Source organism: Chloroflexota bacterium, from assembly GCA_035652535.1.
In the GTDB taxonomy this organism is placed as follows: Bacteria; Chloroflexota; UBA6077; order UBA6077; family SHYK01; genus DASRDP01.
The window spans coordinates 22,488-39,003 of the sequence record DASRDP010000104.1 but is presented as its reverse complement, the minus strand read 5'-3'; the positions used below and the strand labels follow the sequence as shown (position 1 = coordinate 39,003).

The following is a 16,516-nucleotide window of genomic DNA, read 5'->3' as shown; positions in this document are numbered from 1 at the left end:
GCCCCGTGCGTATTCTCGTCGGCGCGGATGACGCGAACGAGCTGACCGACGCCGTCGTCGACGACCTGCGGGCGCGGGGCCACGACGTGCAGCTCGTGCCTCCAGCGCAGTGGCCTGAGGTGGCCGTGAAGGTCGCGAGCGCGGTCGCGGAAGGGACCGCTGACCAGGGCGTGCTCTTCTGTTGGACGGGGACCGGAACCGCGATGGCGGCGAACAAGGTGCCGGGGGTGCGCGCCGCGCTCGTGTGGGACCCGTGGATCGCGACCGGGGCGCGCAGGTGGAACGACGCCAACGTCCTGGTGCTGAGCTCGCGGCTGCTCACGGTGGAGGCAGCGCGCGCCATACTCGACGCCTGGTTCGCCGTGGAGCGCCCGGACCCGGACGAGGTCGAAAACATCGAGCGCCTGTCCCAGATCGAGGGCCGCCACCGCCGCTGATGTGGCGGGGCGTCCCTGGGGCAGCTCCTCCGGTCACCGTATAAGCCATTCGTGATGGGCTTCCTGGAGAAGTCTTATTTCCATTCTGCGACCGGCGACACTAGAATTGCGCCCAGCGCTCCCCGATCGGTTCCCGAGGGATGGACTGTGCAAGCCAACGGAATCTCCGCGGCCACGAGCGAGACCGTGCACGTGCTCCAGGCGTCGTGGAGCGCGAGGTTTGCGACCCGCGGAGCGCGGCTCCAGGCCATGGCGTGGGCCCTGGCCGTCGCGGGCATGTCCGCCGCCATCATCGCCCTTCCCGTCGACTACCACGCCCTCGGCCGCTATGGGTACCTCGGGGTATTCCTGGTCACTCTTCTCTCCACCGCCTCGCTGATCCTTCCCGTGCCCTATATCGCCGCGATCGTCTTCGCCGGCACCTTTCTGGACCCGCGGGCGGTCGCCCTCGTCGCTGGCGTCGCCGCCGCGCTCGGCGAGCTGACCGGCTATGCGCTGGGGTACAGCGGGCGACGTCTGGTCCCCGAGAATCGCTGGTACGCGGCGATCCAGCGGTGGATGGGCCGGTTCGGTGGGCCAGTCATCTTTCTGGCTGCGATCGTGCCCAACCCCTTTTTCGACGCGGTGGGCATGGTCGCGGGAGCGACCCGCATGCCGTTATGGATCTTTCTGGTGAGCACGTTCCTGGGCAAGACGCTGCGATTCTGGCTGCTGGCAGCGCTCGGAGGGGTCTTCTTCGCAGGCTGGGGCTGAGCTGCTCCTGCTGGCGCGGCGCGACCCGCCGCGCGATCCACGCCAATCGGGTTCGAGGTCGACGATGCGGGCGCCTGTCCTTCCAATTGCCCGTGGCGCGCTCATGCTCCTCCTCGCGACCACGGTCCCGGGATTGTGGCCCGGCGAGGCAGGAGAGCTCTTCGCGGCGGACAAGAACTGCCGCGACTTTCAAACTTGGCAAGAGGCCCAAGCCTACTTCCTGGCTTCGGGATCGGGGGATCCCAACCACCTGGACGCGAACCACAACGGCATCGCGTGCGAGAGCCTCCCCGGGTCGCCGACGAGCTCCCGCTCGCCCACGCCGACGGCGACCGTGTTCGCCACGCCGTCGGCGACACCGACGAGCGAGCCGGCGGCGACCCACACGCCGTCGCCGACCCCGCGCCCTCTCGCCCCCACGGCGACGCCGCGACCGCCCACGGCGGCCGGTCGCGTGGCTCAACCTGATTTGGAGGAAGCGACGGCTGCGACGCCCGAGCCGTCTGCTCGTCCTCGGGCGACGGACCCGACGATACCGGCGGCGCCCGCCACTCCGCCCACCACGGCGCCGATCTCGCCGCCGTCGCCGTCGTCCGACGCGCCTTCCCAGCCGGCTGAGGTCGTATCCGCTACCTGGCTGCAAGTGATGGATCACACCGATGCCGTGTCGAGCGATGGTGATGTGGTGGCGACGCTGGAGCCGGGCGACCAGGTCCGGTTCGTCCGCGATGAAGACGGCTTCGCGCTCGTCGTGCTGCCGGACGAGTCCGGCGTCGGCTGGGTCGTGATGGACGACCGCGTGCGCGTTGACACCCGGTGAGGCCGCGCCGTTTCCGGCCTCAGACATTCTGCCCAATGAATCCGGGGATTCTTTAGTTTGTTCTTCTATACCAGCCACGGGCGCCGGCGCGATAAGGTCTCGGCATGACGAACGCGGAGGCCGCGAGTGGCTGACGTGAATCCCGAGATGGATCTGCAGTCGTTGATCACGCGGTACGCCGACGAGATCCGCCGCTGCCGATACGGGAGCTTCCGCGGAGTCATCAAGGACGGCCGCGTGGTCGTCTTCGCCGTCGAGCACGAGTGGCGTCCGAGCATGCAGGCGCGCCGAGACGACGGCCCGGAGGGGACTGGAGAGCCGACCGGCTAACGCGACCAAGACGAGCAGACTGAGCCAGGCAACTGGGACGCTCGAGCGAATCCGATTTGGAGACGCCTCGGGCGTCCCTCTTTCTGTCGAAGCCCACCAGCGGGAGGAGATGCGCCGTGATCGAAGAAACCCTTGGCAGCGTGATGGCAGCCGCGGAAAAGAAAGCCGCGCTCCTGAGTCGCTCCGTCGTCCAGTATCTGATCCTGTCATGTCTGGCCGGCGCCTACGTCGGTCTTGGGATCGCATTCATCTTCGTCGTCGGGGGACCGCTCTCCGCCGCCAGCTCCCCGATGCTCAAGGTGGTCATGGGGGCGTCGTTCGGAGGGGCGCTGGCCCTCGTGATCTTCGCGGGGTCCGAGCTGTTCACCGGGAATGCGATGACGCTCATGGCGGGCGCCCTGGCGGGGCGGGCGACCTGGGGCCAGCTCGCCGCGATCTGGGGCACCTCATACGTCGGCAATCTCATCGGGTCGCTCGGGCTCGCGTGGCTCGTGGCGCAGTCCGGCGTGCTGGCCGGCGATCCGCAGAGGGCGCTGGTCGAATCCGTCGCGGCCGGCAAGATGGCTCTCCCGTTCGGAGCCGCCGTGGCGCGGGGCATTCTCGCCAACTGGCTGGTCTGTTTGGCCGTCTGGTGCGCCATGCGCCCCATCGGCGACGCCGCCAAGCTGGTGCTGATCTTCTGGTGCCTCTTCGCCTTCGTCGCCGCCGGGTTCGAGCACAGCATCGCCAACATGACCCTCATGGGAATCGCCCTGTTTCAACCCCACGGCGACGGGGTCTCCTGGGTCGGATACGCGCAGAACCTGCTGCCGGTGACGATCGGCAACGTCATCGGGGGCGCTGGCCTGGTCGGCGGACTCTACTGGCTCGCGAGTCCGATCACCCGCGCCGCCGAGCGCCTGAACGCGGCGGCGAAGCCAGAGCCGTCGCCCGCCCGCACGAGCGACGTCGAGCTCGCGGCGTCGTAGATCACCATTTGGAGGATCGAGCGCGATGAACCAGTTCGAACGCATCAAGCAGGAGCGTGATGGCCTTGACGTCTGGCCCGAGATCGAGCGCTACGCCCGAGCGGGCTGGGAGGCGATCTCCGACGACGACAAGACGCGCTTGAAGTGGTACGGGGTCTTCTTCCGACGTCACATCCCGGGCTTCTTCATGCTCCGGATTCGGATCCCGAACGGGATCGCCAGCAGCGACCAAGTGCGCGTCATCGGGAAGGTCGCGTCCGAGTTCGGACGCGGCGAGGTAGACATCACGACGCGCCAACAGGTGCAGATCCGCTGGTTTCGCATCGAGCACGTGCCCGAGATCCTCGCGCGACTCAGCGCCGTCGGCGTCGACACGCGGCAGACAGGGATGGACAACATCCGCAACGTGGCCGGCTGCCCGCTCGCCGGGGTCACCACGCACGAGCTGTTCGACGCGTCGCCGGTCACGCGGGAGTTCACCTCGCGGTTCCTGGGCAACCGGGCGTTTTCGAACCTTCCCCGGAAGTTCAACGTGGCCATGACCGCGTGCATGGACAACTGCCTCCACCTGGAGACGCAGGATATCGGCATGGGTCCCGCGCTGAAGCGCGTCAACGGTCGGCTCCTCGCCGGGTTCAACGTCATGGTGGGTGGAAAGAACGGCAGCGGCGGGCTCACGCCGGCTCGGCCGCTCGACGTTTTCGTGACCCGCGACGAAGCGTGTGACGTCGCGGTCGCCATCGTCGAGATCTTTCGCGACCACGGCTCGCGCGCGTCGCGCAGCCGCGCCCGCCTGGCGTTCCTGGTCGATGATTGGGGAGTCGAGCGCTTTCGGGATGCGCTGGAGCAACGGCTGGGGCGGCGACTGGAGGGCGCCGGCGCCGACGCGCGCACCGGGTTCCACACGGATCACCTGGGTGTCGCGCCGCAGCGCGAGTCCGGTCGCTACAGCGTGGGGCTCGCCGCGCCGGTCGGTCGCGTCTCGGCGGCGCAGATCGCGGCCGTGGCGGACCTGGCCGACGCGTACGGGCGGGGCGAGATTCGATTCACCGTCGGCCAGAACCTGATCCTCCCCCACGTGCCGGATGCGCTGTTGCCCCGCCTCCTCAACGAGAGCTTGCTCGAGCAGCTCCGCCCCGATCCCACGCCCGCGATGCGAGGCACCGTGAGCTGTACGGGGCTCGGCACCTGCGACCTCGCCCTGGCGGAGACCAAGGAGATGGCCCTCCGGGTTGCACGGAGCATCGACGGCGGCCAGCGCCTTGGGCGCCCGATCACGGTTCACTGGTCCGGATGCCCCGCCGCCTGCGCCAACCACCACGTGGCGGACATCGGTGTGCAGGGGGACAAGGCGCGAGTGAACGGCGAGGTGATCGAGGTCTACGACGTGTTCGTCGGGGGTTCGTCGGGCCCGGAGACCCGCGCGGGTACGCGGGTCCTGGCGCAGGTGCCCGCCAATCAAATTGGCGCGGTGATCGAGCGGCTAGCTCACGCGCACGGGCGTGGTGAGTCGCTCGTCGAGGAGGGGCTTCGGATCGCGGCGGATGTCGCGGCGCCGGCACCGGCGCCGGTTGAGAGCGGCGTGGCCTAACCGCGATCTTGTTGCTGTGCCCCGACGATCTCCTCGAACTCCGCTTCGCTGAGGATCCGGACGCCGAGCTGCTGCGCGCGCTGGGCCTTGGACCCCGGCTCCTCCCCGACCACCACGTGCGTCGTCTTGCGGGTCACGGAGTCTCCGACCGCGCCGCCCAGGGCTTTCACCCGCTCCTCGGCGACCAGGCGGGTCCATCGTTCGAGACGACCGGTGAACACCCACACAGTGCCGGAGAGGGGCAGGTCCCTCGCCTCGGCGCGCCGCTGCGCCATGTTCACGCCGGCGGCGCGGAGCTTCTCGATGATTTGCCGCACGCGTTCGGATCGGAGGTGCTCGAAAACGCTTCGGCCGATCTTCGGGCCGATCCCCTCGGTGTCGATCAGCTCGTCTTCGCTCGCGGCGAGGAGTCGGTCCATCGATCCAAACCGGTCGGCGAGGATCTCGGCCGTGCGGTCCCCAACGTAGCGGATCCCGAGCGCGTGGAGCACGCGGCTGAGCGGCCGTTCTTTGCTCGCTTCGATCGCGTTCAGGACGTTCTCCGCGCTCTTGTCGCCCATCCGTTCGAGCGTCAGCAGCTGCTCCTTCGTCAGGTGGTACAGGTCCGCTGGGTCACTGATCAAGCCTGCCTGGATGAGCGCGGCGACGAGCTTCTCGCCGACGCCGTCGATGTCCATCGCCGGCTTCGACGCGAAGTGCACCATCATCTCGTAGCGCTGCGCCGGGCAGCTCGCCCCGCCCGTGCAGCGCGCCATCGCCTCGCCCGCCGGCTTCACGACCGGGGCGTCACACACCGGGCATCGCTCCGGCATCGTGAATGGACGCTCGGCGCCGGTCCGCTTGCTGACGACCGGGCCGATGACCTGCGGGATCACCTCGCCGGCCCGCTGGACGATGACCGTGTCGCCGATGCGGATGTCCTTGCGGGCGATGTCCTCCTCGTTGTGGAGGGTGGCGAGCTTCACGGTGACCCCCGCGATTGGCACCGGCTCCAGCACGGCGAACGGGTTGAGGCTTCCGGTTCGCCCGACGTTGATCCCGATGTCCAAGAGCTTCGTGGTCGCCTGGGTGGGCGGAAACTTGTAGGCGGTCGCCCAGCGCGGCTCGCGTCCGACCCATCCCAGCTCCTCGTGGAGCGCGCGATCGTCGATCTTCACGACCACGCCGTCGATCTCGTACGCGAGCCCGTCGCGTCGCTCGGCCCAACCTTCGCACTGCTCGGCCACGTCCTGAATGCTGTCGGCGCGGCTGTTATTTGGGTTGATCTTGAACCCCCACTCCCCGAGCTGCTGAAGCAGATCCCAGTGCGTCCGCGGGAGGCGCACGCCCTCCACGGCGCCGACGTCGTACGCGATGAAGTCGAGGGGCCGCCGCGCGGTGATCCGCGGGTCGAGCTGGCGCAGGGAGCCCGCGGCGGCGTTGCGGGGGTTGGCGAAGAGCGGCTGTCCCTCCTTCGCGCGCTCGTCGTTGATTCGCCGGAACGCCGCGCGCGTGAGGAACACCTCGCCGCGGACCTCCAGCAGCGGGGGCGCCGATGCGGTCAGGGCGAGGGGGACCGAGCGGATGGTCCGGACGTTCGGTGTCACGTTCTCACCGCGGAAGCCGTCTCCCCGGGTGGCGCCGATCTTGAGCTGCCTGTTCTCGTACAGGATCGACACGGCGAGGCCATCCAGCTTGGGCTCGAGGACGAAATCCCGAATGTCGCGCCCGATCAGGTTGCGCGCGCGGCCGTACCACGCGGTGAGGTCTTCGCGCGAAAAGGCGTTCCCGAGGCTGAGCATCGGCACGCGGTGCTGCACGACGCCGAAGGCGGACTGTGGCGCGGTCCCGACGCGCTGCGTGGGGGAGTCGGGCGAAGCAAGCTCGGGATACTTGGCCTCGAGGTCCCGCAGCTCCCGGAAGAGGGCGTCGTACTCCGCGTCCGAGATCTCCGGCGCGTCGAGGGCATAGTAGCGGTAGTTGTGATAGTTGATGAGGGTGCGCAGCTCCTCGACCCGCTTCTGGGCAGCCGGTATGTCCGTCGTCTTTCGCACCTCGCGCTCACCGCTTCGGGATGTGTAGAACATACACAACCCGGCCTGACCTGGTCATGCCCGCGAATGCCCTGCTGGCATGGCGCGCCGCCCGTCCACGGGCGGGTCTGGCCGACCGGGGCCACTATACTGGGATGCACGCGAACGGAGTTGCCCGTGGACGACCCAACGATTCGTGAGGCTCGCGAGCGCATCGACCGACTTGACGCGGAGATCGTGAGCCGTTTGCAGGCGCGGGCGCGCATCGCCGTGGAGATCGGCGCGACCAAGACGGCGTCCCGTCGGAGCGCGTACGCGCCCGATCGGGAGCGCGACGTCATCGAACGCGTACGAGCGCTCGCGGGAGATGGTCCCCTCACCGATGCCCACCTCGCGGCGATCTACCGCCAGGTGATCTCGGCGTGCCGAGCGCTCGAGCGCGAGATTCGGGTCGGGTACTTCGGTCCGCCGGCGACCTTCACCCACCAGGCGGCGCTCGAGCGGTTCGGGGAGTCCGCGACGTTCGTGCCGTTCGACACGATCCCCGAGGTGTTCACCGAGACGCAGCTCGGCCACGTCGACTATGGCGTCGTGCCCGTCGAGAACTCCACCGAGGGCGCGATCCTCCTCACCCTCGATAGCCTGGTCGACACCGACGTGCGCGTGTGCTCGGAGGTGGTGCTCCCGATCTCCATGCAACTCCTCTCGCGAGCGGCGAGCAGGGAAGAGGTCCGCACGGTCTACTCCATTCCCGTCGCCCTGGCGCAGTGTCGCGGCTGGGTCGCACGGAACCTTCCGGGGTGCGAGATCGTGGACGCCGCCAGCACGGCGCGCGCGGCCATCATGGCCGCCGAGGACCGGACGGGCGCGGCCATCGGCCCCGCTCTCGCGGCCGCCGAATACGGCTTGAACATCCTCGAGCGCGACATCCAGGACCTAGCCGCGAACTACACGCGCTTCTACGTGATCGGCCGCACGGCATCGAGCGCGCCCACCGGTCGCGACAAGACGGCCATTCTCTTCAGCATCCGCGACCACGTCGGGGCGCTGCGCGACGTGGCCGACGTGTTCGCACGCCGCGGCGTGAACATGAGCAGCATCCAGAGCCGGCCCTCGCGCCGGCGGGCGTGGGACTACATCTTCTTCGTCGAGCTGGCCGGCCACGAGCAGGACGCGGTCATCGCGGAGGCTCTCACCGAGCTGAAGGCGCTCTCCGCCTATCTCAAGGTGCTCGGGTCATGGCCGGTGGACGAGTCGGCGACGCTCCCGACCGCGCCTCTTCCCTAACGTCAGATGACGTTCTGCTCCGCGGTTATCGTCCCCGCGGTGAATCGGTCCAGCGACAGGGGCGACAGGTCGAGGGTATGCGCCGCTCCGTCGACGATGATCTCGGCGACGAGCTGGCCGACGGCGGGCGCGTGCATGAACCCGTGGCCGCTGAAGCCGGCCGAGATGATGAATCCGTCGACCTCGGGGACGCGGCCGATGATGGGGTTCGCGTCCGGCGTCACGTCGTAGAGGCCCGCCCACCCGCGGATGATGCGCATCCCCTCGAGCGCCGGGACGCGGCGAACGGCATGCTCGACGAGCATGGCGAGAAACGCCTCGTCCGTGTTGATGTTGAAGCTCGAGGGCTCGCTCCGGTCGGTCATGCCCAGCAGCATGCCGGGCCCCTCCGGTCGGAAATACATGCTCGATGCGAAGTCCACCACCATCGGGGCTGACTCCGGGATCGTCGCCAGCCGCTCCATGTAATAGAGCTGCCGTCGGTAGGGCTGGATCGGGATGGAGATGCCGGCGAGCGCCGCGATCTGCGCGGACCACGGACCTGCCGTGTCGACCACCAACGGCGCTTCGACACGGCCGTGATCGGTCTCGACAAATGCGACTCGGCCGCCCTCCAGCCCGACGTCGGTCACCGTCGTGCCCGATAGGATTCGCACACCTCGCGCGCGCGCCGCTGACGCGTACCCGAGGCATACCTGGGTGGGGTCGGCGTGGCCGTCCGTCGGGCAGAACGTCGCTCCCAACACGTCGTCCACCATGATCGCGGGCACCATGTGCTGCGCGGCGTGCGCGCTGAGGAGCTGGACGTCGAGGCCGAGGCGCCGCTGCATCTCGGCGTTGCGTTGGAAGAGCGCCCAGTCTTCGGGACGTGTGAGGAGAAAGAGGTAACCGACCTGGCGAAATCGCGGGTCCCAGCCCGTGGTCTCCTCGAAGGAGAGGAGCTTCTCGACGCTGAGCATGGAGATGCGGCAGTTCAGCTCGGTGGAGAACTGCTGGCGGATGCCACCTGCCGCGCGGCCCGTCGAGCCGGACCCCAGGGCGGAGCGCTCGATGATGAGGACGTCGCGTATGCCCCGCTCGGCGAGGTGGAATGCGACGCTCGCCCCGATGACACCGCCGCCGACAATCGCGACGTCGGCCCGCTCGCTCATCTGCACCCCTCCCCGCCAAGCATACATCCGACCGTCCTCCAGACCCCGCGGGCCCGCGCCGTGTTACACGGTTCCGTGTATACTCCCGCCATGGGTCGCCATCTCGGGCGAACGTGGCGGGCGGAGACCGTGCGCAGACTGCGCCGCTCGCTGAGGCTCTCGCAGCAGGAATTCGCGAAGCAGCTTGGCGTGCGTCAGCAGACGGTCAGCGACTGGGAGACGGGGCTGTATGCGCCGCGGGGCGCATCGGTCCGGATCCTGGACATCGTGGCCGAGCGCGCGGGGGTCTCCTACGGCGACCTGGCGCGGCCAGACGAGCCCCCGATCGGCGGCGAAGGGCCGCCGTCGTGACGGTTCTGCTCCGCGCGCCGGAGGCGTTTGTCGCCTGGCTTTGGCAGCGCCAGGTTGGCCGCTCGCTGTGCGCTCGCGATGGTCAGCAGGTTCACGTGATCTATCCGGGGCGGCGGTATGGGAGCTGGGGCCCGGACTTTCGGGGCGCGGTGGTTACCATCGATGGCCGCGTCGAGCGCGGAGACGTCGAGGTCCACACGCGGTCGGGCGGCTGGGTTCAGCACGGGCACGGCGCTGACCCTGTTTATGGGGGCACGGTGCTCCACGTCGTGCTCCATCTCGACGCGCGCCAGGGCGCGGTCACGGCGAACGGGCGCGGGATTCCCGAGGTGGCTCTCGCCGATCAGTATCCCGCCGGGTGGCTGCGTGCGGAGCTTGGGCGCTGGCAGTCTGGCGCGGCGCCCGTAGCGGTCCACGCCTGCCTGTCCCCTGCCGAGGCCGCTGAACTCCTGGACCGTGCTGGGCGGGCTCGCATCGAGGCCAAGAGCGCAAGACTGGAGGCGGACATCGCTATCGTCGGCGAGGAACAGGCTCTGTGGGCGGGCGTGCTCGGGGCGCTGGGATACTCCGCGAATTCTTCCCCCTTTCGGCTCCTGGCCGACCGCATCGGCGTCCACGAAGCGGAGTTCACCGCGCGGTGCGATCCGTTGCTGTTGGATGCGCTGCTCTTCGGTGAAGCGGGCCTCCTTCCCTCGCAGCGCGGCGTCGGCGTCGGCGCCGATGCCTACGCGCGAGCTATCGAGCGCGCGTGGGCCGAGGCGCGGCGCTCCGGACCCAGGCGGGGGCTGGGGTGGCGGTGGGTGGGCGTCCGGCCCGTCAATCACCCGGCGCGCCGGGTCGCGGCCGCGGCCGCTCTCGCGGCGGACGTCGCTCGGTGGCCGCTCGACCGGCACGTCCGCGCATTGCTGACAGAGCGCGCGCCCGGGAAGGCCGCGGCCGGGCTCGACGCCCTCCTCCTTCGGACCGGCGAGGGCGACTACTGGCGGGCGCACGCGGATTTCGCGCGTCCCCTCGCGCGCCCTGGCGCGCTCATCGGACGGCAGCGGGCGGCGGACATCGTCGTGAACGTCCTCCTGCCCTGGGTCGGGGCGACAGCTCGCCGATCCGGCGATGAGGCGCTCGCCGCGGCGGCGACGGACGCGCTCCTCGCCCATGCGCCCCTCGCGAGCAACCAGATCACGCGCCACATGGCGAGCCAGATCCTCGGTCCCCATGCGCGCGTCGTGCGCATGACCGCGGTCCGGCAGCAGGGTTTGATTGCGATCTACCGGGGCTGGTGTGACGCTCGCGCGTGCGAGGCGTGTCCCGCTGGCGGTGGCCGCCTGGCGACCGGATGAGCGCCGAAATACCGTGTGGTAGAATGCCGAAACTCCGCTGCGAGGCGACCGACACGATCCAGGACAACCCGAACTGGCGGCGCCACAAGGGCGCGTGCGTTCACTACCGCGAGCGGTGGTCGGGACCCGAAGAGCCCGGCGACGATGGCTGCCGTCTTCTGTACCAAATCGTCTGCCTCATGGGGACCCCGCCCCTCACCGCCGACGAGCAGATTCGATGCATGTCCGCCGCGCGCGCGTGCTGGCGTCGCCCGAGCCCGATGAGCGTCCCCGATGATGATCCATGCGAGGCCGATGCGCGTCCGGCGGGCTCGGCGAACGCCAGGGAGCGGCCGGTTGCGCAGCCGATCTCCTGACTGCCCGGCTGACGGGCGCGGGGTTCGTCACCCGCTGACGCGCGACGAGGCGATGACGCCGGCGACGATCGCCAGCAGCACGCCGAAGGCCCCCAAGGCCTGAAACGCCGCCGAAAGCGCGAACGACGCCCGAATGGCGGGGTCCGCAATCGGCGTCAAGAGCCAGAAGACCAGGGCGCGACCGGCGACCGGTCCCACGACGGCGGACAGGAAGGCGATGACGGCGAGCTCGCGGGCGGGCCGCCGGCGGCCGGCCGCGGAGACCGCCTCGCCCACGAGAAACCCCATCAGCAGCATGGGGAGAAATGCCAGCGCGCCGAATTGAATGACGGCCAGAAACGCTCCGCACATGGCCCCGACGCCGACGCCGGCGCCGATCGATCGGCCGTAGACGAGGAGGCCCAGGCTCGGCAACCCGCCGGCCGGTCGCGCGCACGTCGGACAGCGCGCACCCACGGGCGTGTGCACCAGGCACTTGGGACAGATAGCGGCGCCGCAGCGGCCACACCGGAGATAGGTCCGGACGTTCCGGTGGCGTGGGCATTCGACGGGGGCGACGCTGCCCGGTTCAGGCGCCACTGGCCTCGCCTCCCGTCGCGACGGGCGCCGGATCCGGCTCGCCCCGGACGGCCCGGCGGGCCGCGTCGATCACGAGCTGAGCGTGGAGGTCTGTGAGGCACGCGCGCGACGCGCAGCCCTGCGGCGTGCCGAGGCCATGGCCCGTGTAGAAGCAGGGACTGCACGGGAGGGGCAGGCGGACCACGGTGTGGGCCTCCGGTGGAAATGGGCCCCAGGCCCGATGGTTGGAGAGGCCGAAGACCGCGACGACCCGCGTACCGACCGCGGCCGCCAGGTGCATGACGCCGCTGTCGTTCCCCACGAAGATTCGGGTGCCCTGCATCGAGGCGGCAAGCGCCCGCACGTCGAGACCGGAGAGGGTGGAGGAGGGGGATCGCATCGCCTGCTGAACTTCCCGAGCGAGCGCCTCCTCGCCCGGGCCGGCCACCAGGACCGGGCGCAGCCCATCGCTCGCCAGCGCGTCGCCCACGGCGGCGAAGCGCTCTGGCGACCACCGTCGGGCCAGGCTGTACCGTCCCGACCCCGGATGAAGAATCGCGACGTCGGATGGATCGAGGCCGAGCCGCTGCCAGCGCCGCGCGGCTTCGTCCGCCTCAAACGGACTGAGCGACATCTCCATCGGCGTCCGTTCGGCGCGCGCTCCAAGCGCCTCGACCACCGCGAGGCAGTACTCGACTTCATGGCGCGCCCCGAAGCCCGCGTCCGCGGCGCGGTGGGTGAGAAACGCGCCGCGCCCATTGTCCAGGCCCGCGCGGACCGGCGCGTCTGTCGCGCGCGCCAGCGCCCGATACTTCAGCGCCCCGACCGGCGTGACGAGGTGGTGGAGCAGCACCAGGGCGTCGAACCGCCCGGCGCGCAGGCGGGCCGCGAGTCCCAGGGCGGCGGCGAGCGACCGCGGGCCACTGCGCGGGCCGAGGACGGATCGAAAGTCGTCGAACGCGGCCTTGGGGAAGGTGATGACCTCATCCACGGCGCTGCTCGGCTGAAGGAGCGGGGCTGCGTGCGGGGTGACGAGCGCGGTGATGCGCGCGCCGGGGAAGGAATTTCGAAGGGCGCGGAGCGCCGGGGTGGCCGTGAGCACGTCACCGAGATCGGCGAGCTTGACGACCAGTATGTGCCGCATATCGGAGAGGGTACAGGCTCCTCCCGAGGTCGGGCAAAATCCGCTCACCCGTGCGCTGCGGAGGGCGCCGTGGCGAGCGCGTTTCGCACCGCCTGCTCCACGGTCGATGGGTCGAGTCCCCACATGCACCGGGTGCTGCGATCGGGCAGCTTGCAGTCCGCGGGGCTGCGCAAGTCGTAGCAGGGGCTGCAGGTGAGGCCGAGGCGCACGACGGTGGACGCGGATCCCAGCGGACCCGTGTTCACCGGATCGGTCGGGCCGAAGATCCCCACGACGGGGCGCCCGAGGGCAGCGGCGACGTGGAGGGGCCCGGTGTCTCCGGCGACCACGACCCGGGCGCCGGCCAGGAGCGACACCAGCTCATCGACCGACGTCTGTCCTGCGCGATTCACGATTGCGCAGCGGGCGAGCGTCGCGATCTCCCGAGCCAAACTGCCCTCGGATTCCGACCCGGCGAGCACGATCTCGCCTTCGGAGGTCGTCGCGAGCGCATCGGCCAGGGCGGCCCAGTAGGCGGGCGGCCAGCGTTTGGCCCGTCCGTTGTTGGCGCCCGGAACGAGGACCATGTAGGGCGATGCCGGCGGCCGCTCCGGCGTGGCGGGCGACAGGCGCGGGGCCACGTCGCGCGCCGGTCCTCCGGCAATCGCGCGAACGAGGTCGACGCAGTACATCACCTCGTGCTTTGCCTCGCGATAGCGACGGCCTGGCACGCGAAGGTTGTAGCAGCCAGGAAGGGTCTCCGCCGCATAGCCGGCGCGCCAGCGGGCGCCGCTGAGCGCCGCGAATACGCCGCCCATGAGGCCGGAGAGGCCGATCGCCAGATCGTACCGCTGCGCTCGAAGCGAGCGAATGCACGCGATCAGCTCCGCGGCACGACGCCAGCCACTGGGACGTCGAAACTGATTGACGTCGAGGGTGTGGATCCGCCGGACGTGCGCGACGCCGCGCAGCAGGGGCGCCGTATAGGGCAGGACCAGGACGTCGACGGTGGCCTCGGGGTACTGTTCCGCGAGCAGCTCGATGGCCGGCAGCGAGAACACGACGTCGCCCATCAAATCCAGGCGAATGACGAGGATGCGCCGAACGTCCCGCGCGGTCGGACGCCGCCGCACGCCCGTCGCCCAGGCCCAAACCCCGAACGTAGATGCGGCGACGAGTCCGCCAGCGAGGGCGCACTTCTTGAGCGCCCCTTTTACGCTCACCTGAATGGTCCGGAGGCCGAGGCCCGAAGCCGAAAGAGCGCGTCGGCGGCCCTTGCGACGGCCTCGACCGAGATCGACGCCATGCACGGCGCATCGAAGCGGAACCCGCACGGGGGATGATCGAGGTCACCGCAGGGAGCGCACGGTAGCTCGGACCTGATCGCCTCGTGCGCGGTGCCCTGGCCGCGCGGACCATACCACCTGGGATCGGTGGGACCGTAGAGCCGAACCGTCGGGGTTCCGACGGCGGCCGCGAGGTGCAGGGGTCCGCTATCGACACCAATCACGAGTCTGGCCCTCGCGTAGAGCGCGGCCAGGCCGTCCCAGTCGAGCCGCGGCGCGACGTGGAGCTGACGGGGGCATTGCAGACGCACCTGCTCCCGGAGAGTCTCCTCGCCGGGACCGGCCGTGAGCCCGACGATCGCGGGGTCTGGCAGCGCCGCGAAGAGGGCCGCCCACCGTTTGGCAGGCCACAGCTTCACGTCTGCGCCCGCGCCCGGGTGAACAACGATGAAGCGGTCCGCATCGATCGCCTCCCGCGCGAGCCAGGCGTCCGCCGCGCGAGCGCTTGCCGGTCGCGGAGCGTAGGTGACGGTGACATGTCGGTCCGGGCAGGCGGACGCCTCCCGCCCCAGAGCCGCGAGCAGGGCGAGCGCCGCGCGATGGGCCGTGTCTGCCGCGTGCTCCCCGTCTCCGTCGCTCACGGCGTGGGTGAGGAACGGGGCCGTTCCGGGTGTTCGATGGCCAACCCGCACTGGGATGCCGGCAAGGGCGACGGCAAGCGCACCCCACCAATGGTCGGGCCGCAGCACGAGCGCCGCGTCAAACCGCTCGGCGCGCAGGCGCGTCGCGAGGGCGAGGAGCGTCGCGTACGGCGCCAGGGCATTCGGCTTGGGCGCGCGCGTGAACGCGGGAAAGGCGAACGTCACCACCCGCAGGGCGGTGCCCTCGAGCGCCGCCGCGCTCCACGGTCCCACCACCGTGGTTACAGCGTTCGGGGGGAGGCTGTCGCGCAGCAGCTGGAGCGCCGGCCGCGATAGGAGCACGTCGCCCAGGTGGTCGGGCCGCAGCACCACCACGCGCGGCTCGCCTTGTGACGCCCGCTTCCCTGACGACCGCAGGGCGAGCCCGGCGGCGTCGAGCAAGGGCTGGCGCATTCTGTCGCGGAGGGCCGCGGGGCGCCCACGATGGTCCGGTGGACCAACGGACCGAGGGGGCGCCACGAGGTGGCGATACCGTCGGGGCACGTCCCAGGGCGGAGCGAGGGGCGCGAAGAGGGGGCGCAGGCGCGCCCACGAAACGGAGCGGCGGGCCTGGATTGCCCGCCGCTTGTCGAGCGCTCGTCCGATGCCTCGGAGGCCGGCGAGCCGGCCGCGCACGGAGGCCCAGTCCCGCCCGTGGATGACGCCGAACGACGCGGCGCCGGCGTCGTAGATCAGCATCAGTGGAAGCCAGCGCAGCAGCTGGGCGAACGGGGCGCACTTGGCGATGGTCCAGACTTTGTTCCTCGCCAGCAGGAAGCGCTTCGTCGGCGACCCCTCGCCAAGGGTGCCCGCGTGGGCGTGGTGGACGATCGCGTCCGGCGCCAGCACGGAGTCCCAGCCGCGGAGGCGTGCCCGCCAGGCCAGATCCACGTCTTCGAGATAGGCGAAGAAGTCCTCGTCGAACAGCCCCACTTCGTCCAGCATCGCCCGCCGATACAGCGCCGCGCCGGCGCATGGGCCGAAGACGGTCCGGGGCTGGTCGACCGCCGCGGCGGGATATCCGCCCCAGAGGTCCCAGGCGATGGCGGCCGGGTCGATGGCGATGCCGCACGAATTGATGGTGGTGGGGTCGTGAGCGAACACCATCTTGGAGGCCACGGAGCCCAGCTCGGGACGCGACTCAGCGACGCGCACGAGGGCTTCGAGCCACGTGGACTCCGCAATCGTGTCGTTGTTGAGGGTGGCGACGTAGGGGGTGTCGCTGGCGCGGATGCCGATGTTGTTGGCCGCCGCGAAGCCGAGGTTGCGCGCGTTCCGGATGACACGGACGGAGGGGAAGTGTTGGGAAACGAATTCCGCTGAGCCGTCGGTCGAGCCGTTGTCGACCAGGATCACATCGAAATCGGTGAGGGTCTGGCGGCTGAGGGCGTCCAGGCATGGGCCGAGGTGCGCACGGCCGTTCCATGTCACCACGATCACGGTCACGCGCGCCGATGGTGCCATGAGACTCCACAC

Annotated in this window: 16 protein-coding genes; 10 read left to right on the top strand and 6 right to left on the bottom strand. The window is 70.2% G+C overall.

The genetic code is table 11. The features are described from left to right. Positions 1–5 precede the first annotated feature (5 nt). The 6 genes from VFC51_12745 to VFC51_12720 all read left to right on the top strand — a co-directional run bounded on the left by VFC51_12745 (position 6) and on the right by VFC51_12720 (position 4,899). Positions 6–437, top strand: coding sequence for an RpiB/LacA/LacB family sugar-phosphate isomerase (locus tag VFC51_12745; GenBank protein ID HZT07894.1), 432 nt, complete (start codon positions 6–8; stop codon positions 435–437). Between the two features lie 147 nt (positions 438–584). Next, on the top strand, positions 585–1,190 hold the full coding sequence (locus tag VFC51_12740; GenBank protein HZT07893.1) for a VTT domain-containing protein: 606 nt from the start codon (positions 585–587) through the stop codon (positions 1,188–1,190). A 64-nt stretch (positions 1,191–1,254) separates the two neighbouring features. Continuing rightward, positions 1,255–2,010 carry an excalibur calcium-binding domain-containing protein gene (locus VFC51_12735; protein HZT07892.1) on the top strand — a complete coding sequence of 252 codons (756 nt, stop codon included), beginning with the start codon at positions 1,255–1,257 and terminating at the stop codon, positions 2,008–2,010. A gap of 126 nt (positions 2,011–2,136) precedes the next feature. Then, a complete protein-coding gene (locus tag VFC51_12730) occupies positions 2,137–2,340 on the top strand; it encodes a hypothetical protein (protein ID HZT07891.1) in 204 nt (67 codons plus the stop codon). Positions 2,341–2,456: 116 nt separating this feature from the next. After that, on the top strand, positions 2,457–3,308 hold the full coding sequence (locus tag VFC51_12725; protein ID HZT07890.1) for a formate/nitrite transporter family protein: 852 nt from the start codon (positions 2,457–2,459) through the stop codon (positions 3,306–3,308). 25 nt (positions 3,309–3,333) lie between these two features. Then, entirely contained in the window at positions 3,334–4,899 is a 1,566-nt protein-coding gene (locus VFC51_12720; protein ID HZT07889.1) for a ferredoxin--nitrite reductase, read from the top strand. Here VFC51_12720 and ligA read toward each other — a convergent pair. Then, positions 4,896–6,932 (bottom strand): NAD-dependent DNA ligase LigA, encoded by a 2,037-nt coding sequence (gene ligA, locus VFC51_12715; GenBank protein HZT07888.1) that lies wholly within the window; start codon positions 6,930–6,932, stop codon positions 4,896–4,898. The genes VFC51_12720 and ligA overlap by 4 nt on opposite strands. A gap of 156 nt (positions 6,933–7,088) precedes the next feature. On the opposite strand from ligA, the gene pheA reads away from it, so the two are divergent. Next, entirely contained in the window at positions 7,089–8,198 is a 1,110-nt protein-coding gene (pheA, locus tag VFC51_12710; GenBank protein HZT07887.1) for a prephenate dehydratase, read from the top strand. Positions 8,199–8,200: 2 nt separating this feature from the next. On the opposite strand, the gene VFC51_12705 is transcribed toward pheA, so the two are convergent. Then, entirely contained in the window at positions 8,201–9,349 is a 1,149-nt protein-coding gene (locus VFC51_12705) for an FAD-binding oxidoreductase (GenBank protein HZT07886.1), read from the bottom strand. Between the two features lie 129 nt (positions 9,350–9,478). Here VFC51_12705 and VFC51_12700 point away from each other — a divergent pair, with 129 nt between their 5' ends. From VFC51_12700 to VFC51_12690, 3 genes are read left to right on the top strand one after another with little or no spacing between them, the layout of a single operon-like run. Beyond that, positions 9,479–9,700, top strand: coding sequence for a helix-turn-helix domain-containing protein (locus tag VFC51_12700; GenBank protein ID HZT07885.1), 222 nt, complete (start codon positions 9,479–9,481; stop codon positions 9,698–9,700). After that, positions 9,697–11,037 carry a DUF2851 family protein gene (locus tag VFC51_12695; GenBank protein HZT07884.1) on the top strand — a complete coding sequence of 447 codons (1,341 nt, stop codon included), beginning with the start codon at positions 9,697–9,699 and terminating at the stop codon, positions 11,035–11,037. The genes VFC51_12700 and VFC51_12695 overlap by 4 nt, the downstream gene beginning before the upstream one ends. Positions 11,038–11,060: 23 nt before the next feature. After that, positions 11,061–11,393, top strand: a complete 333-nt coding sequence (locus tag VFC51_12690) for a hypothetical protein (protein HZT07883.1) — start codon at positions 11,061–11,063, stop codon at positions 11,391–11,393. Positions 11,394–11,420: 27 nt separating this feature from the next. On the opposite strand, the gene VFC51_12685 is transcribed toward VFC51_12690, so the two are convergent. The 4 genes from VFC51_12685 to VFC51_12670 are packed head-to-tail and all read right to left on the bottom strand — an operon-like array spanning position 11,421 to position 16,504. Continuing rightward, complete coding sequence (locus VFC51_12685) at positions 11,421–11,972, bottom strand: hypothetical protein (GenBank protein HZT07882.1); 552 nt, start codon at positions 11,970–11,972, stop codon at positions 11,421–11,423. After that, positions 11,962–13,095 (bottom strand): glycosyltransferase family 9 protein, encoded by a 1,134-nt coding sequence (locus tag VFC51_12680; GenBank protein HZT07881.1) that lies wholly within the window; start codon positions 13,093–13,095, stop codon positions 11,962–11,964. The genes VFC51_12685 and VFC51_12680 overlap by 11 nt, the downstream gene beginning before the upstream one ends. 44 nt (positions 13,096–13,139) lie before the next feature. After that, the gene (gene waaF / locus VFC51_12675; protein HZT07880.1) at positions 13,140–14,297 is read right to left on the bottom strand and encodes a lipopolysaccharide heptosyltransferase II; all 1,158 of its coding nucleotides are present in this window, start codon (positions 14,295–14,297) and stop codon (positions 13,140–13,142) included. Continuing rightward, positions 14,294–16,504 (bottom strand): glycosyltransferase family 9 protein, encoded by a 2,211-nt coding sequence (locus VFC51_12670; GenBank protein HZT07879.1) that lies wholly within the window; start codon positions 16,502–16,504, stop codon positions 14,294–14,296. The genes waaF and VFC51_12670 overlap by 4 nt, the downstream gene beginning before the upstream one ends. Between the last annotated feature and the right edge of the window lie 12 nt (positions 16,505–16,516).

Excerpts from the sequence above, each read along its gene's own strand:
- VFC51_12720 (HZT07889.1), top strand. The coding sequence starts at position 3,334 with ATGAACCAGTTCGAACGCATCAAGCAGGAGCGTGATGGCCTTGACGTC.
- VFC51_12705 (HZT07886.1), bottom strand. The coding sequence starts at position 9,349 with ATGAGCGAGCGGGCCGACGTCGCGATTGTCGGCGGCGGTGTCATCGGG.
- VFC51_12690 (HZT07883.1), top strand. The coding sequence starts at position 11,061 with ATGCCGAAACTCCGCTGCGAGGCGACCGACACGATCCAGGACAACCCG.
- VFC51_12735 (HZT07892.1), top strand. The coding sequence starts at position 1,255 with ATGCGGGCGCCTGTCCTTCCAATTGCCCGTGGCGCGCTCATGCTCCTC.
- VFC51_12670 (HZT07879.1), bottom strand. The coding sequence starts at position 16,504 with ATGGCACCATCGGCGCGCGTGACCGTGATCGTGGTGACATGGAACGGC.
- VFC51_12680 (HZT07881.1), bottom strand. The coding sequence starts at position 13,095 with ATGCGGCACATACTGGTCGTCAAGCTCGCCGATCTCGGTGACGTGCTC.